Origin of the sequence: Parvularcula sp. LCG005 (assembly GCF_032930845.1) — a bacterium.
Lineage (GTDB): Bacteria > Pseudomonadota > Alphaproteobacteria > Caulobacterales > Parvularculaceae > Parvularcula.
On sequence record NZ_CP136758.1, the window covers coordinates 2731203 to 2751841 of the forward strand.

Annotated in this window: 17 protein-coding genes; 7 read left to right on the forward strand and 10 right to left on the reverse strand. The window is 60.9% G+C overall.

The window, feature by feature from the left end:
* Positions 1-8: 8 nt before the first annotated feature.
* Both edd and RUI03_RS12970 read left to right on the forward strand, forming a co-directional pair.
* Positions 9-1802, forward strand: coding sequence for a phosphogluconate dehydratase (gene edd, locus RUI03_RS12965; protein WP_317287886.1), 1794 nt, complete (start codon positions 9-11; stop codon positions 1800-1802).
* A gap of 73 nt (positions 1803-1875) precedes the next feature.
* Entirely contained in the window at positions 1876-3204 is a 1329-nt protein-coding gene (locus RUI03_RS12970; protein WP_317287887.1) for a UDP-glucose/GDP-mannose dehydrogenase family protein, read from the forward strand.
* Here RUI03_RS12970 and RUI03_RS12975 read toward each other — a convergent pair whose 3' ends face one another.
* From RUI03_RS12975 to RUI03_RS12995, 5 genes are read right to left on the reverse strand one after another with little or no spacing between them, the layout of a single operon-like run.
* Entirely contained in the window at positions 3205-4143 is a 939-nt protein-coding gene (locus RUI03_RS12975) for an Asd/ArgC dimerization domain-containing protein (protein WP_317287888.1), read from the reverse strand. It lies immediately after the preceding gene.
* Entirely contained in the window at positions 4140-5459 is a 1320-nt protein-coding gene (locus RUI03_RS12980; RefSeq protein WP_317287889.1) for an acetylglutamate kinase, read from the reverse strand. Before RUI03_RS12980 ends, RUI03_RS12975 begins: the two co-directional genes overlap by 4 nt.
* Positions 5452-6519 carry an acetylornithine deacetylase gene (locus tag RUI03_RS12985; RefSeq protein WP_317287890.1) on the reverse strand — a complete coding sequence of 356 codons (1068 nt, stop codon included), beginning with the start codon at positions 6517-6519 and terminating at the stop codon, positions 5452-5454. Before RUI03_RS12985 ends, RUI03_RS12980 begins: the two co-directional genes overlap by 8 nt.
* A complete protein-coding gene (gene argG / locus RUI03_RS12990) occupies positions 6516-7712 on the reverse strand; it encodes an argininosuccinate synthase (RefSeq protein WP_317287891.1) in 1197 nt (398 codons plus the stop codon). Before argG ends, RUI03_RS12985 begins: the two co-directional genes overlap by 4 nt.
* Positions 7709-8716, reverse strand: coding sequence for an N-acetylornithine carbamoyltransferase (locus RUI03_RS12995; RefSeq protein WP_317287892.1), 1008 nt, complete (start codon positions 8714-8716; stop codon positions 7709-7711). The genes argG and RUI03_RS12995 overlap by 4 nt, the downstream gene beginning before the upstream one ends.
* A 324-nt stretch (positions 8717-9040) precedes the next feature.
* Here RUI03_RS12995 and argH point away from each other — a divergent pair, with 324 nt between their 5' ends.
* Positions 9041-10438, forward strand: a complete 1398-nt coding sequence (argH, locus tag RUI03_RS13000; RefSeq protein WP_317287893.1) for an argininosuccinate lyase — start codon at positions 9041-9043, stop codon at positions 10436-10438.
* Here the strand turns inward: argH and RUI03_RS13005 are convergent.
* Positions 10435-12444 (reverse strand): TonB-dependent receptor, encoded by a 2010-nt coding sequence (locus RUI03_RS13005; RefSeq protein ID WP_317287894.1) that lies wholly within the window; start codon positions 12442-12444, stop codon positions 10435-10437. The genes argH and RUI03_RS13005 overlap by 4 nt on opposite strands.
* Positions 12445-12552: 108 nt before the next feature.
* Here RUI03_RS13005 and RUI03_RS13010 point away from each other — a divergent pair, with 108 nt between their 5' ends.
* Both RUI03_RS13010 and RUI03_RS13015 read left to right on the forward strand, forming a co-directional pair.
* Positions 12553-13047 carry a DNA starvation/stationary phase protection protein gene (locus RUI03_RS13010; RefSeq protein WP_317287895.1) on the forward strand — a complete coding sequence of 165 codons (495 nt, stop codon included), beginning with the start codon at positions 12553-12555 and terminating at the stop codon, positions 13045-13047.
* 185 nt (positions 13048-13232) lie between these two features.
* On the forward strand, positions 13233-13955 hold the full coding sequence (locus tag RUI03_RS13015) for a Bax inhibitor-1/YccA family protein (RefSeq protein WP_317287896.1): 723 nt from the start codon (positions 13233-13235) through the stop codon (positions 13953-13955).
* A 49-nt stretch (positions 13956-14004) separates the two neighbouring features.
* On the opposite strand, the gene RUI03_RS13020 is transcribed toward RUI03_RS13015, so the two are convergent.
* A complete protein-coding gene (locus RUI03_RS13020) occupies positions 14005-14343 on the reverse strand; it encodes a DUF2794 domain-containing protein (protein WP_410795879.1) in 339 nt (112 codons plus the stop codon).
* A 267-nt stretch (positions 14344-14610) separates the two neighbouring features.
* On the opposite strand from RUI03_RS13020, the gene RUI03_RS13025 reads away from it, so the two are divergent.
* Positions 14611-15549: an AEC family transporter gene (locus RUI03_RS13025; RefSeq protein WP_317287898.1), complete on the forward strand. Its 939-nt coding sequence runs from the start codon at positions 14611-14613 to the stop codon at positions 15547-15549.
* Here the strand turns inward: RUI03_RS13025 and RUI03_RS13030 are convergent.
* Positions 15546-17141, reverse strand: a complete 1596-nt coding sequence (locus RUI03_RS13030; protein ID WP_317287899.1) for an MFS transporter — start codon at positions 17139-17141, stop codon at positions 15546-15548. The genes RUI03_RS13025 and RUI03_RS13030 overlap by 4 nt on opposite strands.
* A gap of 127 nt (positions 17142-17268) precedes the next feature.
* On the opposite strand from RUI03_RS13030, the gene RUI03_RS13035 reads away from it, so the two are divergent.
* The gene (locus RUI03_RS13035) at positions 17269-18129 is read left to right on the forward strand and encodes a 3-hydroxybutyryl-CoA dehydrogenase (protein WP_410795950.1); all 861 of its coding nucleotides are present in this window, start codon (positions 17269-17271) and stop codon (positions 18127-18129) included.
* 20 nt (positions 18130-18149) lie between these two features.
* Here RUI03_RS13035 and RUI03_RS13040 read toward each other — a convergent pair whose 3' ends face one another.
* Positions 18150-18632, reverse strand: coding sequence for a cytochrome c-type biogenesis protein (locus RUI03_RS13040; RefSeq protein ID WP_317287901.1), 483 nt, complete (start codon positions 18630-18632; stop codon positions 18150-18152).
* On the reverse strand, positions 18629-20620 hold the full coding sequence (locus RUI03_RS13045; RefSeq protein ID WP_317287902.1) for a heme lyase CcmF/NrfE family subunit: 1992 nt from the start codon (positions 20618-20620) through the stop codon (positions 18629-18631). The genes RUI03_RS13040 and RUI03_RS13045 overlap by 4 nt, the downstream gene beginning before the upstream one ends.
* Between the last annotated feature and the right edge of the window lie 19 nt (positions 20621-20639).

Here is a 20639-nt window from a genome sequence, read left to right on the forward strand (position 1 = left end):
AGTCTGTCATGACCCGTTTGAACGAAACTGTTGCTGCCGTCCTGAAACGTATCGAAGAGCGAAGCCGCGACACGCGCGCTGCCTACATCGAGAAATGTGAGGCGATGGCCAGTCGCGGCAAGCGGTCCCGACATTCCTGCGGCAACCTCGCCCACGCCTACGCCTCAGCCCCGGCGGGCGACAAACTCCGCCTACGGCTCGACGGCAAAAATATCGGCATCGTCACCGCCTATAACGACATGCTGTCGGCACACGCGCCCTACGAAAGCTACCCATCCATCATCAAGGATGTCGCACGGAAGAACGGCGCCACTGCGCAGGTCGCAGGCGGTGTGCCCGCCATGTGCGATGGCGTGACACAAGGCGTGGAAGGGATGGAGATGTCCCTGTTCAGTCGCGACGTCATTGCCATGGCCACGGGCATTGCGCTCAGCCACGACATGTTCGACGCCGCGCTGTGCCTCGGTATCTGCGACAAGATCGTCCCTGGCCTGATGATTGGCGCATTGTCCTTCGGTCACCTGCCAACGATCTTTGTGCCAGCCGGGCCGATGACCTCCGGTCTGCCCAACAAGGAAAAGGCACGCGTGCGCGAGCTCTATGCGCAAGGGCAGATCGACCGTGAACAGTTGCTTGAAAGCGAAATGGCGTCCTACCATTCCGAAGGGACGTGTACGTTCTACGGCACCGCCAATTCCAATCAGATGCTGATGGAAATGATGGGCATGCACATGCCGGGCAGTGCTTTCATCAATCCAAACACACCGTTGAGAGAAGCCCTGACCCGTGCAACGGCGCTGCGGGCGCTAGAAATGGGCCCGGAAAACCGTCTGATGCACGTCGCCAGTGCCGGCGCATTCGTCAACGCGATCATCGGTCTGCACGCCACGGGCGGCTCCACCAACCACACCCTGCACCTTGTCGCCATGGCGCGTGCCGCAGGCATCCTCCTCGACTGGCAGGACTTCACAGACCTGTCCACGGTGACGCCGCTATTGGCGCGGGTCTATCCAAACGGTCCGGCTGACGTGAACCATTTCCACGCCGCGGGCGGGCTGGGCTTTGTGACGGCACAATTGCTGAAGCACGGTCTGCTGGTGAACGATGTTGTGACAGCCATGGGCCGCGGTCTGGAAGATTATACCTGCGAGCCCTTCCTGCAGGACGGTGAGGTGGTCTGGAAACCGACCCCTGAGAAGTCCTTGAATGAGGACATTGTCCGGCCGATCGAGAATCCGTTCGCGGCCCAGGGCGGCCTGAAGATGCTGACCGGCAATCTGGGGCAGTCCGTGATCAAGGCTTCTGCCGTTGCCCCTGAACACCGCATCGTCGAAGCGCCCGCGATCATCTTCCACGACCAGGAAGAGCTGCAGGCCAAGTTCAAGGCTGGTGAGCTGAACCGCGATTTCGTCGCCGTGGTCCGCTTCCAGGGTCCAGCTGCCAACGGCATGCCAGAGCTTCACCGCCTGTCCACGCCGCTCGGCGTTCTGCAGGACAAGGGCTATAAAGTGGCGCTTGTCACCGACGGCCGGATGTCCGGCGCCTCAGGCAAGACCCCTGCCGCCATTCACCTGACCCCGGAAAGTCTGCACGAAGGACCAATCTCGCGCCTGCGCGACGGCGATATCATCCGCCTCGATGCGGAAGCGGGGACGCTGAACGCAAAGGTGGATGATCTGATGAGCCGGTCACCCGCCGTGCACCAGGCGAACACTCACGACGGGTATGGGCGCGAGCTCTTCTCCATCATGCGGGAAAAAGTGGGTCCTGCAAGCGACGGTGCCTGCACTCTCTTCTCGTAAAGCCACGTACAGGCTTTTCATCGCTGCGCGCAGTGATTAAGGCGCCCTATCAACTGGATACGGGAGTTGCCCCATGCGCGTCGCGATGATTGGAACTGGCTATGTCGGACTGGTGTCCGGCGCGTGTTTTTCGGACTTTGGCCACACGGTCATCTGTGTGGACAAGGACCCCTCCAAGATTGAGCGCCTGGAGCGGGGAGAGATCCCCATTTTCGAGCCGGGCCTCGAAAAGCTTGTGGAAAAGAACGTCGCGGCTGAGCGTCTCTCATTCACGCTCGATATGAAGGACGCCGTCCCCACCGCCGATGCTGTCTTCATCGGCGTCGGCACACCGTCGCGTCGTGGTGACGGCCATGCGGACCTGTCCTATGTCTACGCAGCGGCTGAAGAAATCGCGACACTGATTGACGGCTATACCGTCGTTGTTACCAAATCCACCGTCCCTGTGGGCACTGGCGCAGAGGTCGAGAGGATCATTCAGAAAGTGCGACCCGACCTCAAACCGGGCGTTGATTTCTCGGTCGCCTCAAACCCGGAGTTCCTGCGCGAAGGCGCAGCCATTTCCGATTTCAAACGCCCTGACCGAGTCGTCGTCGGGGCCGAGGATGAAAAGGCACAGGATGTGATGCGGGAGCTCTATCGCCCGCTTTACCTGAACGAGACGCCCATCGTGTTCACCAATCGGGTGACCAGTGAACTGATCAAATACGCGGCCAACGCGTTTCTGGCCACCAAGATCACCTTCATCAACGAGATGGCGGATCTGTGCGAGAAGGTTGGCGCCAACGTGCAACAGGTCGCCAAGGGTATTGGCCTTGATGGCCGGATCGGCGGCAAATTTCTTCACGCGGGCCCAGGCTATGGCGGCTCGTGCTTCCCCAAGGACACGCTCGCGCTTGTCCGCACGGCCCAGCAGTTCGAGGCTCCCATCAAGATCGTTGAAGCGGTCGTCGAAATCAACGACCGCCGCAAGAAGTCTATGGTCGATCGCGTCGCGCAGGCCGTAGGCGGCGACCTGTCCGGCAAGACGGTGGCCATCCTTGGCCTGACGTTCAAGCCGAACACGGACGATATGCGCGACAGCCCGAGCCTCGACCTGATCCCGGCGCTGGAAAAAGCGGGCGCAAAGGTCCGTGCGCATGATCCCGAAGGGATGAAAGAGGCGGCAAAAAGCTTGCCTGACATCTTCTATTGCGATGGACCGTACCATGCGCTGGAAGGCGCCGACTGTGCTGTCATCCTGACCGAATGGGATGCCTATCGCGCACTCGACCTTGATCGGGTCAAGACGCTGCTGACTGCACCGGTCATGGTGGACCTGCGCAACGTGTACGATCCAGTGGTTATGCGGCGTGAAGGTTTTACCTACACCTCAATCGGCCGCCCCCAGAAAGACGTTTGATCAGACCGATCCGCGCGACAGCCCATAGCTGAGCCGTAGGTTCGCCAAGGCCTGCGACGCGGCGCCTTTCAGCAAATTGTCGTGCACGCACGCAATAGCGAGCATATTTGTCGCCGGATCGATCGCCGCGCCACCAATGACAGCGTTTGGCGTACCCGCCACCTGCCCGATTTCTGGCACGTCCGCCTGCACACTGACGGTTGGATTATCAGCGTAGGCTCCGGCCAAACGTTCATTCACCTCGTCAACGTCTGTTCCGTCTCGCAATGGAGCCGCAATCGTCACGATCAGCCCGCGGAAGAACTGCGCCACATGGGGCATGAACCGGACCGGCCTGCCGATGGCAGCACCGATCTCGCCCTGATGACCATGGCCCGCAAAGCCGTAGGGCAGGATATTATCGGCCAGCCTGACAGGGTCATTCTTCGGCCCCGGCGTTGTCCCGGCGCCCGAATAGCCGGACAAGCCGAACAGGGCGGGCGTCCCCGACAGAAGAGATGCCAAGGGATGCAGCGGCAGGATCCCCGCCGTGGCATAGCAGCCTGGATTGGCGATACGCTTGGCACCCTTGATTTCATCGGCCAGCAGATCGGACAGACCAAAGATCCAGCCGTCCTTGTGCCGATAATCGGCGCTCAGATCGACAATAGTTGTTTCCGGCGAGATCCGGTCGAGAGCGTCCACAAAAGGGGCGGCCAGTCCATTGGGCAAGCCGAGAACAATCGCATCCAAACCGGCAGCGGCGATATCGTCAGCCGAAGGATCAGAGAATTCAAGATCGGTCGACACCGTATCGAATACGCTTGAAATGGGCCGGCCTGCATGCTCACGCGACGTGGCCAGAGCGAGTTCGAAATCGCTGTCCCTTTCGATCAGCGCCATCATTTCCCGCCCGACATAGCCGCGCGCACCGACCAGACCAATTCTTCTGACGCTCACTTCGCATTCTCCACAAAGTCCGCCGGACGAGCGGCCAGTTCGCTGGCGAGCGGCACAATATGGTCATCGAGATCCGTCCCGCACCAAAACACGAACCATGGGTCACGCCGGATAAAGCCGTCAGCCACAGCCGTATAAAAGGCGTTGAACGGATTATTCGGACGCGACCGCCAGATGAGGCGCGGCGCCCGCTCGGCCAATTCCCGCCAGACCGCCTTGGCCAGCCCCTCTCCCCGCGCGTCTACGCTCACCGCGAACTTGTCGAGGCAGGAGATTCCGCCCAAGCGCGTCACGACCGCGGCGGCCCGATACCGCTCAGAGTGCAGGATAAAGTCGAGATCCGCCGTCTGCCAGAAATCATCCCGCAACGTACGGCCAAAGGCACCGTTAATCAGCGTGGTGAGCTTGTCTGTATCTGGCGAAGGCTCGGAAATAATCGCCTCGCCCTGACGGATCAGCGTTCCGGCCCCGCCATGGGTGAACAGCTCTCGCATCAGGTGCGATGTATCCGTCATCGAAACCGAACTGGACGGCGGCAGGTCATCCAGCAGGGATTTGATCTGGCTGAGCTTCAACGCCATCCCGGAATGGATCCAGTCTTCGGCCATCAGACGATCATAGTCGCTCTGCAAATTGATGGAGTCGATGATCGCGCCTTTCTCATCGAGCAGGCCGCCTGTCGAGGTCAGGAAAACGATCTTCTGTGGACTGACGGCACGGGCGACTTCGCGCGCAACGTCGTCCGCATTCACGTTGAGCAGACGGCCACGACTGTCCTGCCCCACGCAACAGATCAGGGGAATGGCCCGCGTGTGCAGAAGGTCATCAATGCCTTGCGCATTCACGCCGATGGCCCGGCCCACGCGGCCATATTTTTCCTCATCAAGCGGCTCCGCTTTCACGGTCGCGGGCGGCGCGAGAACGGCGCTGCCCCCCGCCGTACCGACGGCCTTGACCAAGGACAGGCCGGTCGCTGCTGCCTCTTCCGCGACAATAGCAATAGCCTCGTCCGGGGTGACCCGCAGATTGTCCCGACGCTCTGTCTTGATGCCAGCCGCAGTCAGACGCGCGTCAAGCTGCGGTCCAGCGCCCAGCACAACAATCGGTTTGAGTTCGAGTGCCTGGAGCAGCGCGAGCCGCTCCGCAAGAGCCGCGCACTCTTCAGCGACGAGAGCGCCGCCTACCTTGATCACGGCAAAGCAACCGCCATTGGAGCGACTGAACTGTTGCAGATAGGTCCGGACCTCACGTCCTTCTTCCAGATTGGACAGAAGCAACGTCGCCCGTTCCCGGAAACTGAAACCGGCATCAGCCATGATTCACAATCCGTTCGTAAGCGGAATAGGCGAGCTCGAGTTGTTCGATTGTCACCCACTCATTCGCAGTGTGAGCCTGCGCAATATCGCCGGGCCCAAGAACGATGGCCGGCACCCCGGCAGCCGCAAACAGCGCCGCCTCGGTCCAGAAATTGACCGCTTCGCCCTTCTCAAGACCGACTTCGTCCAGCCACTGGGTGGCCTGTGCCTGTGCGAACCCGGCGGGCCCATCCACATCATCCGGCAAGGCGGGACCCACAAACCGGATCATCCGTTCGGCATCGACAATATCAGAAGCTGCCGAATCGAAGGCTTCAAGAAGAGCCAGATGGTCGGTGCCCGGAAGAGCGCGAAAGCCGAACAGCAATTCAGCCGACGCAGCGATCATGTTCGGCTTCACACCGCCCTCGATCCGCCCAACGTTGAGACGGTTCTTCGCCGCCTCAGGATGGTCAAGCACGGCTGTGATCCACCGTGCGGCGTCATGGACAGCACTCTTGGCCTTTTCGCCGGAGGAGTGGCCACTGGTTCCTGTAAAGGCCATCTTGGCACTGAGGATACCGCGATGCTCCGTCACCGCCCGCACGGATGTTGGCTCTGCGATAATGGCCTGACGTACGGGTGGTGGCACCTCGAGATAGCGGCGGATACAGGCGCTCTGCCCCGACTCCTCATCCGTCGACAGGACCAGGTGCATCGGTGCGGTCGTGCGAGACGCCAAGGCAAACAGACAAGCCGCTGCGCCCTTGATATCGCAGGCCCCGAGGCCATAGACCCTGCCATTCGTGACTTTCAGCGTGTGCGGATCGCTCTGCCACCCCTCCGCCACGGGAACCGTGTCCAGATGGACGTTGAACAGTACCGGCGCATCACCGCGAATGGCCTCAATGACGATCGATCCGCCCCCATAATCGTGCACCTTGATGTCAAAGCCGGGCAGCCGATCACGGACCGTCTGGACCAGCGGTCCGTCGGCCGTCACGGCGCGCGGCGGATTCTGCGTGTCCACCGCAACCAGCGCTTTGAGATGGTCGAGTATGTTGTCTGTCAGTGCACTCACTTTGCCTGCTCACCTATTTGCCGCCAGAGTTGGGTGGATTGGCCCGAAAGCCGTGTGAAGCCTTGGGCTTCCGCGCCTGACCACGCCGCTTTCTGCGCGTAGACTGAATCCTTCTTGCGCAGAATATAGGGTGACTTGACGGCAGCCGCCGTCACAACGCCGCCATGGGTCATCACCGTCACGTCACCGGACGTGCGGCCTTGGGACGATGTCAGATAGGCTTCAAGATCGTCACGCAGCGGATCAAAGAACCGACCATCATAGACAAGATCGACCCACTGGTCGCCAACATCCCGGCGGAATGCATTTTGTGCCATTGACGAAACGGCCTCACAAAGCGCCGTATGCGCTGCTTCCAAGGCGAAGAGCCCGGGCGCTTCGAACACGATCCGGCCCTTCAGACCGACCAGCGTGTCGCCGGTATAAATATCATAGCCCACGCCATAAGGACCGAACCGCTCGTTCAGCGCTTTCAGCATCGAGGCACCATCCATCGAATTGCCGTCGATTGCCACCGGGCGACCCTTGTCGAAGGTGATGACAACCTTCAGCGGCTCCGTCGGCCAATCTTTCGGCAAGGCAGTCAGGACGCGGGCATCCGCCTCCGGGACATCCCATTCATCAATCGGCCCGCCGGACAGCGTGGCGCCAAGCAGGTTCTCGTTCACCGAAAAGCGGCTGGCGCGCTCTGGCACGTCGAACCCGCGGGCGCGGAGAAACTCCATCTCATAGGCCCGGACATTTTCCTTGTCCTGAATATCCCGGATGGGCGCGATAATTTTGGCATCAGTCAGGGCGGCGAGGCTGACGTCAAACCGCACCTGGTCGTTCCCCATGCCCGTGCAGCCATGGGCGATGGCGTTGGCGCCGACTTCCCTCGCCAGATCGACGCCCAACCGGGCGATGAGATAGCGGTCCGCGCACAGAACGGGATAGCGCCCCTGGCGCCGCGCGCCGCCTGCGAGGAACGGCACCACGATTTCGTCCCACAGCATCGGCCCGGCATCAATGGTCCGGTGATCGACGGCACCAAGCTCTTTCGCACGCGCTGCGATCTTGGCCTCAGCCTGAGGATCAGCGCTGCCGGTGTGCACGTAATAGGTATAAACTTCGAAGCCTTCTTCTTTCAGGCTGGCAACGCAATAGGACGTATCCAGACCACCGGAAAACGCCAGAACGACTTTCTTGCTCATTGAGGCAATCCTTTGAGAACTGCGGACATGACCGCTTTTTGGACATGGAGGCGATTTTCCGCCTCGTCGATAATCAGGGAGCGGGGGCTGTCCGCCACCGCATCCGTCGCCTTCACATTCCGCCGCATGGGCAGGCAATGGCTGAAGGTCGCATTGTTCGTCATCGCCATCTTCTCTTCATCGACGATGAAGTGCTTGAACGGCGCGCTCATTTCCTGCTGCGCTGGTACGTTGCCGAGCAGCGGGAGCGGCCCCCAGCTTTTGGCGTAAACGGCGTCCGCGCCCTGATAGGCTTCGGCGATATCGTGCGTCACGCTGAACGACCGGCCATTCTCTTTGGCAAACTGGGCGCCCGCGTCCATGTACCGCTCGTCCAGAAGATAGTCCTTGGTCGGACAGAGAAGCGTCACGTCCATCCCCATCTTGGTCGCCGCCAGGATCGCGGAGTTTGCCACCGCCGTATTGAGCGGCTTGGGGTGATAGGTCCATGTCATCACAAATTTCTTGCCGTCAAGATCGCCATGCGCCTCCTGCAGGGCCAGCAGCATGGCCAGCTCCTGACACGGGTGGACGATCGTCTCCATATTGATGATCGGCACGGTCGCATATTTGGCGAAGGCGGAGAGCATGGGGTCTTCGCGCTCTTCAGCCCAGTTCTTGAACTTCGGAAATGCGCGGATGCAGATCAGATCCACATAGCGGGAGAGGACGCGGGCCGCTTCCTTGGCGTGCTCTTCAGGATCACCATCCATCACCGCCCCGTCAGAGAATTCGACCGGCCATGTGCCCGCCGCATCCAGCACCACCGCCTGCGCACCAAGCTGATGCGCGCCAACCTGAAAGGAGGTCCGTGTCCTCAACGACGGATTGTAGAAGACAAGCGCGATCGATTTGCCTTCGAGACGTTTCTGGTGCGGCGAGGCTTTCAGCGCACGGGCATCGGCCAACAGGGCCTCCAGCTCGAGACGGGACCAGTCGGCGGTTGTCAGGAAGTTCTTGGGCATGTCTCTCTCGTGATCGTCACAGTCAGTCGAACCAAATAAAAAAACCGGCGCAAGCGGCCGGCCGGGTCGGAGCAGATGAGGGTCGTTCGCCTAGTCGCGAACCCCGCAAGCCCCAGCGCACCGGCGCGAAATCGCGCGGCGTCGGTATGGAAGAAGGGCGTGGACAGCTGAGGTCATGGCGCGGCTTATATGAGCCCGCCCCCCTTAACGCAAGCACGAATCGGCGATTACTCAGCCGCAACAAGGCAGAAAACTGCCAAATGACCCGTCGACAGAGAGGGTCTTTTCGATAAAAAGCCCTCAAACGCAAACAAGGACCCCGCCATGACCGAGAAAACGCCCCAGACAAAGTCCGCCATGTGGGGTGGCCGGTTTGCGGAAGGTCCCGCCGAAGCCATGCAGCGCTTCAACGCGTCGATCGATGAAGACAAGCGCCTGGCGATGGAAGATATTGACGGCTCAATTGCTCATGCCGCCATGCTCGGGGGCCAAGGCATCATCACGGCGGATGAAGCCGAGACGCTCATTGATGGCCTTGAGACGGTCCGCGGCGAGATCAAGACCGGTCATTTCACCTGGAAGCTTGAACTGGAAGACGTTCACATGAACGTCGAAAGCCGCCTGCGCGAAGTGGTGGGCGACGTGGCAGGCAAGCTGCACACCGGGCGGTCGCGCAATGATCAGGTGGCAACAGACATTCGGCTTTATACCCGCCGTGCGCTCGACCAGATGGTGGAGATGGTGCGGCAGGTGCAGAAGGCGTTTCTGGATCAGGCCAAAGGTCACGAAGAAACGGTGATGCCGGGCTTCACCCATTTGCAGATCGCCCAGCCGATTTCCTATGCTTTTTACTGCCTCGCCTATGTGGAGATGTTCGAACGCGACCGGCTTCGACTGCTCGGCGTGCGTGAGCTGTTGAATGAGTCTCCGCTTGGTGCCGCCGCGCTCGCGGGCACGCCCCATCCGATCAATCGGGAGCAGACGGCCAAGGCGCTCGGCTTCGACCGCCCCTGCCGCAATGCGCTTGATGCCGTTTCGGCGCGTGACTTTGTGCTGGATACCGTGGCAGTGGCCAGCCTCTGCGCCACCCATATTTCGCGGTATGCGGAGGAAGTGGTCATCTATGCCACGCCGCAATTCGGCTATTTCCGCGTCGGCGATGCCTACTCCACCGGCAGCTCTATCATGCCGCAGAAACGCAATCCGGATGCCGCCGAACTGCTCCGCGCCAAGGTCGGATCGATCGCCGGCGCGTTCACCACACTGACTCTCTGCACCAAGGGTCTGCCACTGGCCTATTCAAAAGATCTGCAGGACACCAAGAAGCCGATGATGGATGCCCTCGACACGCTGGGCATGTCATTGGACATCCTGGCCCGGATGATCGACTCCACAACCATCAACGCCGCCGCCATGGAACGCGACGCAAGCCGCGGCTATTCCACCGCAACCGACCTGGCCGATCAGCTGGCCGCCGCGGGCACGCCGTTCCGTGATGCCCACCATATTGTCGGCGCGCTGGTCGCCTATTGCGAAAAAAATGACCTGATGCTGCATGAAGTGCCGCTTAGCGATGCCGTGAAGATCAGCCCCAGGATCAACCAGGATATGCTGGACCGCCTCACGCCGCTCGCGTCAATCTGCGCCAAGCGCAGTGCTGGCAGCACCGCGCCGGAAGAAGTGTTGAAGCAGATCGCATTCTGGGAAGACGCGCTGGCCTAGAACCCCACCTCGAGCGTCACGATACCGTGGCGCTCCTCACCGGGGAAATAACGCTCGCTGCCAAAGGCGTAGTCGGCGCGGGTGGCATAGCGTTCATCCAACAGGTTTTTGACCACGCCCGACAGGCGAACCCGATCGCTCAACTGATAGGCGGCCTGCAGGTCCACGACCTCATGCCCCGGATAGGTGTTCTCGTTGGCCGCGTCAGTGAAATAGGCCCCCACATGGCTGATCGACAGGGACGTGCTGAGTGCCGGGACAGGCATCCACTGCACCGCCGCGCGCGCCACGGTTTCCGGCGCTGTGTCCACTGCACTCCCTGAACGGATGATCTCGCTTTCTATCCCGACGATGCGGGTAAAGTCGTACCGGTGCTTGGCCAATGTACCGCCGGCGGACAGGGTCAGGGTTTCGGTCGCCCGCCACCGAAGGTCCGCCTCAAGTCCGCGATGGGTCGTCACCCCGTCCGTGACGTTGAAACCATCGGCATCGCGGAAAAGGAAGTTCTCCTTGCGCCCAGCAAAGGCGACGAGTTCAGCATAGAGGCGCTGGCCATCATGACGGATGCCCCATTCAGCCATATCCAGTGTTTCTGGCTCTATATCTTCCGCCGTCTGACTGAGCTGTAGCCGATAGAGGTCTGTGGTCTGCGGCGGCCTTGCGCCCCGGGACAGGCTCGCGAACAGCGCCGTCCGGTCACCCAGATCATAGGTTGTGGACAGCTTCGCCGTCCACACACCAAAATCATCGCTGCGGTCCGCCACCCGGATGAACCGGCCAAGACGACCATCCTCCAGATGATTGTCGTAGTCGTAGGCTGTATAGGTGTAGCGGCCGCCCAGCTGCACGCGCCAGCCCTCTGTCAGCTGATGATCGATGCGTGCAAATGGAGCCGCCGATTGTGCCGTCACATCATAATCATAGTGCACACCCTGTACGTATGAAAAAACGGTCGGAATGTCCTGCACTTCCGTCAGCGACCCTTGTGCCGTTTCCAGATCGGCGCCGAAAACAAGTTCCGTCAGTGGCCCCAGGGGACGGACAAATGTCGACAGGACGCCCATCGCCCGGTGGTCATTGCTCTCCACCGCTTGGGAGGGGAGGAAATGCATCTTGAATTCCATCTCTGTCCACAAGGCGTAAGGGGTGATGGTCGCCGACATACGGTCTCCCGACCACTGCCATTCTGACGACAACAGGGCGAGATCGATGTCGCGATAGGCTTCAGGATTGGGATTGCTCCGCCGCAGCGCGTCCTCACGATAGGCGGACGGCCCCTCCACATATCCGGCCGTTTCCTGTTCCAGATGGTGAAAGGACAGCCGGGTTCGTCCCGTCCAGTTGCCGCGCGTCATGGCGTGGGCCAGCTGGCCCTTGACCTGCAGGACGCCGCTATCATCGCGGTACCCACCATCGGAATAGACATTCAGCCCACCGAACAAACCGCTGCCGCCCCCGGACAGGGTCGCCTGTCGTCGTTCAAAGGCACCGGCGCTCAGGCGCATCTCTGCCCCATCAGCCGTCAGGGGGTCGGGCGACAGCACGTTAATGCTGCCGTGGACGGCGTTTGAGCCATAGGTCACATCGCCCGGGCCCCGGATGACCTCAACCCGTCGCGCAAAATCCGTCTGGGCGTCGAAGAGACCATTGACGTTGGCAAAGCCCGCCGACCGCAGCGGCACCCCGTCCTGCAGGTAGAGGAAGGATCCCGCTCCCGCCCCGCCTGTCAGCACAGGTGACCGGATCGCGGTCAGATGCTCCTGGCCGGACCCCGCCTGCACATTCGCCCCGGGAACGATATTGATCAGCTCAGCGGGATGATGCGGCATGATCCGGTCAATAGCGTCCCGATCGATCACCGAGATGGACACCGGCGTGTCGAGGAGTGCGTTTGGTTGTCGAAGCGCCGTCACCACGATCTGGTCTTGGGCGAGTGCGACATTGTGAAGCCCGGCAGCGGCAATGGCGGTGAGGGCGAACGTGGAAACTGAGGTTTTATGCGGCATGGAGGATCATTTAGCCCGGACAGGTAGCCGCGACGACCCTGACGAGACGCGGGAACTTTCAGCCCCGCGCGGCATTTCCACTGCATAGAATTTGAAAGGAGCGAACCCATGTCCGCATCAATGAAACAGGATATCCCCGTCAAAGTTGGCATCGACCAGAAAGACCGCAAAAAGCTGGCCCAGAAAATGGGCGCCGTGCTGTCCAGCACCTATGTGCTGTACCACAAGACCCACGCTTTTCACTGGAACATTACCGGCCCAATGTTCTACTCTGTACACAAACTGACCGACGACCAATATCTGGCCCTGGCGGAAGCCATTGACGAGATTGCGGAACGCGTTCGCGCGATCGGCTTCCCGACACCTGTCGGTCTGGGCAACTACATCAAAGACAGCGTTGTCGATGATGTCGCAGCCCTGCCGGAGCCAGAAGCGATGATCAAGCAGCTGGCCGAAGACCATCAGTCCATCTCCCGACAGCTCCATGAAGCTGTCGAAGAAGCTGAAGAACTGAACGACGTCTTCACCGCCGATCTTCTGACCGCACGTATTGGTGCCCATGAAGAAGCCTCGTGGATGCTGTCGGCGCTGATCGCGAAGTAATCCGACCCCATTGGATGACTGGAGGGGCGCTTCGGCGCCCCTTTTTCTTTGCAGATTCGTTAACGGAGCTGTCCCTACAATCGGCATTGAGTGGCAGCGATTTCATGCCGGCACCCATTGAATGCCGGGCAGCACTCGCTACATTTCGCTGAACATCCGGATTTGCCGGGACAAGGGAGTTTTCAATGTCCGACAACGAACGCGTTCTTCGCCGAAACAGCACAACGGACGCAGGTGCCGTCATCGACGCAGGCCTGCGCGAGTATATGCTGGGCGTTTACAACTACATGGCCATGGGCATCGCAGCCACGGCTCTTGTTGCCATGTTCTTTGTGACCAATCCGGCAGCGCTTGAGTTTGCGATGGGGCTTCGCTTCATCCCGTTCATCGCGCTGCTGGCGATCGGTTTCTTTGCGCCGAAGATGATCTTCAACGGCAGCCCAGCCATGGCGCACGGCGTCTACTGGGTCTATGTCGCGCTGTGGGGCGTGCTGATCGGTCCAATGGTAGCCGCCTATGTCGGCGCGGGCATGGCAACAGAAGTCTATAAAGCCTTCTTCATCACCTCCACGATCTTCGCGGCCATGAGCCTTTACGGCTACACGACCAAGAAAGACCTCGCTCCCATGGGCAAGTTCCTCTTCATGGCGTCGGTTGGTCTTCTCGTGGCCATTGTCGTGAATGTGTTCCTCGGCTCACCGCTGATGAGCTTCATCACCTCCGGTCTCGTTGTTCTCGTGTTCTCGGCCATGACGGCTTACGAGACGCAGATGATCAAGAACCTCTATGTGGCCGGTGCTGGTGAGCAGAACAAACGCGCATCGATCTTTGGTGCCTTTGCCCTGTACGGGACATTCGTGACGCTGTTCATCCACATTCTGAACCTTCTGGGCATGGCGCGCGACTGATCGTTCCCATCCCCGAAAATGATCAGGGCGGCCCTCGGGCCGCCCTTTTTTATGAGATGAGCTTGAGCTTCTGGCGATCGAAGACCTTGAGCACTGCCCGAAGGTCCGCCCCGCGTTTCAGGATCTGCCCGCCCATGGCAACCACAGAATAGGCGCCCTGTTTCTGGCGCAGCTTGGGGCGCTTTTCGATCCTGTACATCGGGGCTTCAGAGGTTCGCCTGAAAATGGAGAACACGGCACGGTCAGGCGCGCCACCAATCGCGTAGTCCTTCCACTCCCCTGCGGCGACAAAGTAGCCGTAGAGAGACAGGATCTGATCAAGTTCCTCCCGGGAGAAATAGACATCTTCGGCTACCGGTCGGCGGGGGGATGGTTGTGACACGTCCATCCTCAAAAGTTATGGCGCAGGCGCGCATTTGTCCATCGTAACGACGACCGATCCGACGCCGTTAACCCCTTGGCAAGACTGTCGTTAAATCGCCCCAATTCGCCCTTCACCCCGCCATGATTGCAGCCGACAAGATGATCAGCGTCGGTCGAGGGGATGACCCTCATTGTTCGGTTTACTCGCCCCCCAGCCCCCGAAATGACGGCCCCTCGACTGACAGCTTAACTCCCCCTTGCCCCCGCCCTCGTTCCGAGGCACTCCCGCCCAATGGCCTCGCTTGAGCTGATCCTTGCCCCTTTGTTCGGGGCCATTGCCATTGGCGCGATCGCCGGGGCCATGCGCCTGTTCGATCAGGACCATGCGCGCACCTTTTCCCGTTTTGTCTTCATGATCGCGATGCCCATCGCCGTCTTCAACGCGATGCGATCGACACCGCCGCCGGGCCCCGCCTTTGCCGGGATGATCATCGGCTATCTGGCGGGCTTGCTGGTGACCTCCGCCCTCGCCTTCATCGTCGCGCGGCGCTGGCACGGTGCGACAATGCGCGAAGCCGGGGCCGCGGTCTTCACCACCATCTGCGGCAATGCAGTCTTTTTGGGGCTGCCCATCTCCCTCAGCCTTGAGGGGTGGAGCCAGCCCTTCCTGATCCTCATGATCTTTGAAGGCTTTTTTGCCTTTGCGATTGGGGGCGCGCTGGTGACCTGGCCTGAAGGCGAGGCCGATGCCGCCATCTGGCGCAGCGTGCGGGATGCAGGTGTCCGCGCCCTGCGCAACCCGATCGTCATTGCGGTCATTCTCGGCATGGCCCTGTCCATGACGCACCTGACATTGCCGCCGGTGCTGGCAGCGCCGTTCGACCTGTTCGGGCGTGTCGCCTCTCCGTTCGGGCTTTTCGTTTTGGGCCTTTATCTTGCGATCCTGCCCCGCGCCGGGGGCACCATGCCTAAGGCCCTGCTCATCGGGCTGTTGCCGCTGAAGCTTGTCGTTTTCCCCGCGGTGACAGGCGGCATCACCTATCTGCTGACACAGGATGCGCGCCTGACGACCGTGGCCGCGTTCTTCACGCTGATGCCGCCCGCTGTGTCTTCGATGGTGCTGGCCGCAAACTATCACCAGCTGGAGCGGGAAGTGGCGACGATTGTCGGTGTCGGCACCGTGCTGGGCCTTGTCACAACGACGCTCTATCTGGCTGTCTTCGCCGCCTAGTCTTCGGACCGCACAGAATCGTCGACCGATGCGCCGAACAGTCGCCTCACGCCCGTGCGCGGTTGCGGATTGGCCTTTTTCGGCCGCGGGGCCTTTTCAATGGATCCGTCGATGAAGAAGGCGGCGACAAGAAATCCAAAGAAACACAGGGCGATGGAGATCCACGCCAAGGTCTGGAAGCTCGAGATCATCGCCTCGCGATAGTTCTGCGCATTTGCACCGGTCAAAGCGTCGCCTGCCCCATAACCAAGCAGCGCGACCGCCGGATTGGCCACCTGGTAGAATTGGTGGCTGGCGGCTGCGCCATAGCCGGCAATGGCGAACAGGGTCGCGGCCCGCGCGCAGGTATTGTTGATACCGGAAGCAACGCCGTGGGCGTCCTCTGGCGTCGTATTAAAGAGCGCCATGTTCATGCTGGGCACCACAAGCGCGATGCCGGCGCCAAAGATCGAGATTGACAGAAACACGCCCCAATAGGTGCCCGCATAGGGCGACAGGCCCATGGTACCGAAGGCAGCGACGCCGACCAGCGACCCGAGCGCGAGCATGGCGCGGATGCCGAACCGCCGCAGAAGGCGACTGGCCAGCGGTGTAATGACAATCATCGGCAGGGCAAAGCCCAGGAACGCCGTGCCAACCTCATCCATCCCGAAACCATAGGCGTCGGTCAGGACGATGGGATAGAAGACAAAGATCCCGCCCATCGCCCCATAGAGCAGCAGGGTGATGATATTCAGCGCGTTGAACGTCCCGATGCCGAACAGGGATGGCGGGGCCATGGGACACGACACGTTCCGTTCCACCACCACAAGAGCCAAGAGCGCCACGAGGCCAATCATGATCGGCGCGCCCCATTTCAGCGCGGTATGGCCCGCTTGGGGCTCGGACAGGGTGATGAACCCGTAGGCAATCCCGGCAAAGCCGATCACGGCGAGGATGGCGCCCCAATAGTCGACCCGGTCCGGCACGCGCGCGGGCTTGCGCGCGGGAACAAACCACCAGGCGATGAACAGCGCCAGGATGCCAAACGGCAGTGGCAGCAGGAAAATCGTCCGCCAGCTCGCATTCTCGGCCAGCCATCCCCCGACCGGCGGCCCTACGGCCGTCATCACGGCGGAGGCGAGCGACCACAGGCCGATGGCCATCCCGCGGGACGTCTTGGGGAAATAGTCGGACAGCAGGGTCAGGGACATGGGCGTCAGCAGCGCCGCCCCGACACCCTGCAGCGCGCGTCCGGCGATCAGCATCTCGGGACTCGTGGCGAGGGCGCACATGATGGATGCGCCTACGAAGCCGGCAACGCCGGTCATATATATCGCCCGGCGCCCGTAGAAGTCACCAATCGCGCCGCCGATCAGCATCAGGGCTGAGATGAAAAGCATGTAGATCGACGCCACCCACAACACTTCGCTCAGTGTCGCGCCGAGCCCTGTCTGGATCGGGTCGAGCGCCAGCGTCACCGCCGTGCCGTTCACGAACGCCATTGAGGAGCCCAGAATTGAAGCTGTCAGAACAGCGGTTCGCTGCAGGCGGGTGGAAGGAGGCGTCTCGACGTCATCCGCCGCTGCCATATCGCTGGTCGAAGTGGTCATGGGGCAACGACTTAAACGAAATCACAATCTGCGACAGCCACAACCATTGCTGCAGCGCAAAAACGGTATAGGGTGGTGGAAAACAGACCCCCTGTCCAAGGAGATAACGGTGGCAACGCTAAAGAAAATGGGTGTGATCGGTGCAGGCCAGATGGGCAGTGGGATTGCTCATGTTTTCGCGCTGGCCGGTTATGATGTCGCTCTGCACGATCGGGACGAGGCGCGGATGACCGCTGGTCTCGACACTATTGAGAAGAACATGCTGCGTCAGGTCAGCAAGGATCACTTCTCCCGCGCTGAGATGAAGGGCGCGATTGAACGCCTCTCCCCCGCAAAATCGATGGAAGATCTGTCGGATTGCGATCTGGTGGTGGAAGCCGCGACCGAGAACACGGACGTCAAGAAAGATATCTTCCGCGAGCTCTGCAAAACCCTCAAGCCCGACGCCATCATCGGCACCAACACTTCCTCCATTTCGATCACCGCGCTGGCCGCCGTTACCGATCGCCCGGACAAGTTCATCGGCCTGCATTTCATGAACCCGGTCCCGCTGATGAAGCTGGTCGAGATCATCCGCGGCATCGCCACCAGCAACGAGACCTTCGAAACCTGCAAGGCCCTCGTCGAGCATCTCGACAAGACAATGGCGATGTCCGAGGATTTCCCGGGCTTCATCGTCAACCGCATCCTGATGCCGATGATCAACGAAGCAATCTACACGCTGTATGAAGGCGTTGGCACGGTGGACGCGATCGACACCGGCATGCGCCTGGGCGCCAATCATCCCATGGGGCCGCTGCAACTGGCTGACTTCATCGGCCTCGATACGTGCCTGGCGATCATGCAGGTCCTGTACGAAGGACTGGCTGACAGCAAATATCGCCCCTGCCCGCTTCTGGTAAAATATGTGGAAGCCGGATGGCTTGGTCGCAAGACGGGTCGCGGCTTCTATGACTATTCAGGGGACGTGCCGGTCGCAACCCGCTAGTCCGACACCTGCATTGACAATCAGGCCGGTCCGTCGGGGCCGGCTTTTTTGTGTTCATCATTCCGGCCAGACAGGCGCTGATCGAGCTCTCGCCTCTCGGCGCTCGTCAGTCCCGTGACGATAACAGGCTCATTCTGCCGCTGGCGAATAAAGTAGACGGCCAGCCCGCCGCCCAAGAGAAGAATCAGAAACGGCCCTGACCATAACAGCATGTTGCGGCGGGACAGGCGCGGCTTGAGCAGCACGAACTCACCATAGGGTCCGGTGATGTAGGCCGCGGCCTCCTCATTGGTGGCACCGGCCTCAATCTGCTCACGGATGACCTGCACCATTTCCTGGGCCAGGGGGGCGTCGCTCTCCGCAATTGACTGGTTCTTGCAGACCACGCATCGCAGCTGTTTTGCGACCTCTTCGACGCGAGCGTCGATTTCAGCATCGTCTGGTCCATCCTGCGCCATGGCAGCACTGAGGAGACAGGCGAGAACAAAGATCATCCGGATCATTCCGCTGGTACTCCCTCAATCATCGGCTGGCTTTTCCGTCGCGGGGCGCCAATGCGGTAGCGCCGATCGGACAGAGACAGCCCGCCGCCGAGAACCAGCATCAAACCGCCACCCCACAGGAAAAGGACGAGGGGATGATGGTAAAGACGAACGACGCGTGCGCCGCCATCTTCTCCGCGCGCATCACCGACGGCGATATAGATATCATCGGCCCAGTTGGGCACGATGGCAGCCTCAACAGTCTCCTGCTCCGCCACCGGGTAGTAACGTCGTTCAGGTGTCATGGTGGCGATCCGGCGACCATCCTTCTCCAGACTGAATATCGACATTTCGGTTTCATAATTGGCGACCCTCGCCATCTCGATCCGTTCATATCTGACCGTCATCCCGGCAATCTCTGCCGTGTCGCCCGGCCGCATCACCGATTGATGCTCTGTCAGCCAGAGAGTTGTCCCAACCATCCCCAGAACAGCCACGCCGACACCGAAATGGGCCAGACTGCCGCCCCAATAGGCGCGCGGGAACCCGCCAGCGCGAGCGAGCGAGGTTTTCAGCGGCAGACGGAACAGTTTCATCCGCTCAGCGATATCCGTCAGCGTCACCGCGAGAATCCAGACGGCGATCATCAGGCCAAGAATGGCAAGAATGCTCTTCAGGCCGGACAGGTAGAGCGAGATGATGAGTGCAAGACCGGTGGCCCCAAGCGCCAGCTTCATCCGTGACGCCGCCGCCGCCAGGCGCCCGCGCTTCCAAGGCAGGAAAATGCCCGCCGCCATGATGATCGCCAGAAGGATCATAAGCGGGGTCGTCACGATTGTGTAATAGGGCGGGCCCACGGTCATCCGCTCCCGGGTCGATACCTCGATGAACAGCGGCCAGAATGTCCCCAGCATGACCGTAAAGGTCAGCACACAAAGAATGACATTGTTGAGGATCAGCGCACTCTCACGGGAGACCGACGCGAATTGCCCGCCTGAGCGCATCGCGCTGCCCCGCAAGGCGAACAGAACCAGCGCACCGCCCGTCAGGACCGCACAGATGACCAGCAGGACCGAGCCGCGCGCGGGGTCGGTGGCGAAGGCGTGGACGGACGTCAACACCCCGGAGCGAACCACGAACGTGCCCAAGAGAGAAGCGGAGAAGGCGACGATCGCCATCAGGACCGTCCACAGTTTGAGGGTGTCCCGTTTCTCGACCACGATGGCGGAGTGCAGGAGTGCGGTACCGGCCAGCCACGGCATCAGACTGGCATTTTCGACAGGATCCCAGAACCAGAACCCGCCCCAGCCGAGCTCGTAATAGGCCCACCACGCGCCCATCGCGATGCCAAGGGTCAGGCTGGACCAGGCCAGCAATGTCCACGGACGGACCCAGCGTGCCCAGGCAGGATCGATCCGACCTTCCAGCAGTGCGGCGATGGCGAATGAGAAGGCTACTGAGAAACCGACATACCCCAGATACAAAAACGGGGGGTGAAAGGCGAGGCCGGGATCCTGCAGCAGCGGGTTCAAATCGGTGCCATCGAGCGGCACAGGATCAAGACGCAGAAAAGCGTTAGACGTGAAGAGCGCGAACGCAATGAAGATCAGGCCGATCACCCCCTGTACTCCCAGCACCCGCGCCCGCAGGGTCACCGGCAGTCGGCGCCCGAACCCGGCAACGGCGCTGCCAAGTCCGGCGAGGATCGTGATCCAGAGAAGAAGTGACCCCTCATGGTTTCCCCACGCGCCGGCAAGCTTGTACAGCACGGGCTTCGCGGAATGCGAATTGTCATAGACATTGGCCACGCTGAAATCGGACGTCAGGTAGGCGTGAATAAGCGCGGCAAAAGCGAGGGCAACGAGCACGATCTGACAGTGCGAGGCCACTTCGGCGAGGCGCATCGCGGCCCGGTCGCGCCAATGCCCACCGGCGAGCCCTGCCCCCGTCTGAATGGCAGCCACGAGAAGCGCCAGGATCAACGCGAAATGTCCAAGTTCAATGATCATGATGGGTCGCCATAGACCA

What these genes read in the sequence shown, in the direction of transcription:
- argG (WP_317287891.1), bottom strand. Translation starts at nt 7,712, where the DNA reads ATGAGCAAGAAAGTCGTTCTGGCGTTTTCCGGTGGTCTGGATACGTCC.
- RUI03_RS13040 (WP_317287901.1), bottom strand. Translation starts at nt 18,632, where the DNA reads ATGATCCGGATGATCTTTGTTCTCGCCTGTCTCCTCAGTGCTGCCATG.
- RUI03_RS13045 (WP_317287902.1), bottom strand. Translation starts at nt 20,620, where the DNA reads ATGATCATTGAACTTGGACATTTCGCGTTGATCCTGGCGCTTCTCGTG.
- RUI03_RS13010 (WP_317287895.1), top strand. Translation starts at nt 12,553, where the DNA reads ATGTCCGCATCAATGAAACAGGATATCCCCGTCAAAGTTGGCATCGAC.
- edd (WP_317287886.1), top strand. Translation starts at nt 9, where the DNA reads ATGACCCGTTTGAACGAAACTGTTGCTGCCGTCCTGAAACGTATCGAA.
- argH (WP_317287893.1), top strand. Translation starts at nt 9,041, where the DNA reads ATGACCGAGAAAACGCCCCAGACAAAGTCCGCCATGTGGGGTGGCCGG.
- RUI03_RS13025 (WP_317287898.1), top strand. Translation starts at nt 14,611, where the DNA reads ATGGCCTCGCTTGAGCTGATCCTTGCCCCTTTGTTCGGGGCCATTGCC.
- RUI03_RS13015 (WP_317287896.1), top strand. Translation starts at nt 13,233, where the DNA reads ATGTCCGACAACGAACGCGTTCTTCGCCGAAACAGCACAACGGACGCA.
- RUI03_RS13020 (WP_410795879.1), bottom strand. Translation starts at nt 14,343, where the DNA reads ATGGACGTGTCACAACCATCCCCCCGCCGACCGGTAGCCGAAGATGTC.
- RUI03_RS12995 (WP_317287892.1), bottom strand. Translation starts at nt 8,716, where the DNA reads ATGCCCAAGAACTTCCTGACAACCGCCGACTGGTCCCGTCTCGAGCTG.
- RUI03_RS12970 (WP_317287887.1), top strand. Translation starts at nt 1,876, where the DNA reads ATGCGCGTCGCGATGATTGGAACTGGCTATGTCGGACTGGTGTCCGGC.
- RUI03_RS13030 (WP_317287899.1), bottom strand. Translation starts at nt 17,141, where the DNA reads ATGACCACTTCGACCAGCGATATGGCAGCGGCGGATGACGTCGAGACG.
- RUI03_RS13035 (WP_410795950.1), top strand. Translation starts at nt 17,269, where the DNA reads ATGGGTGTGATCGGTGCAGGCCAGATGGGCAGTGGGATTGCTCATGTT.
- RUI03_RS12980 (WP_317287889.1), bottom strand. Translation starts at nt 5,459, where the DNA reads ATGGCTGATGCCGGTTTCAGTTTCCGGGAACGGGCGACGTTGCTTCTG.
- RUI03_RS13005 (WP_317287894.1), bottom strand. Translation starts at nt 12,444, where the DNA reads ATGCCGCATAAAACCTCAGTTTCCACGTTCGCCCTCACCGCCATTGCC.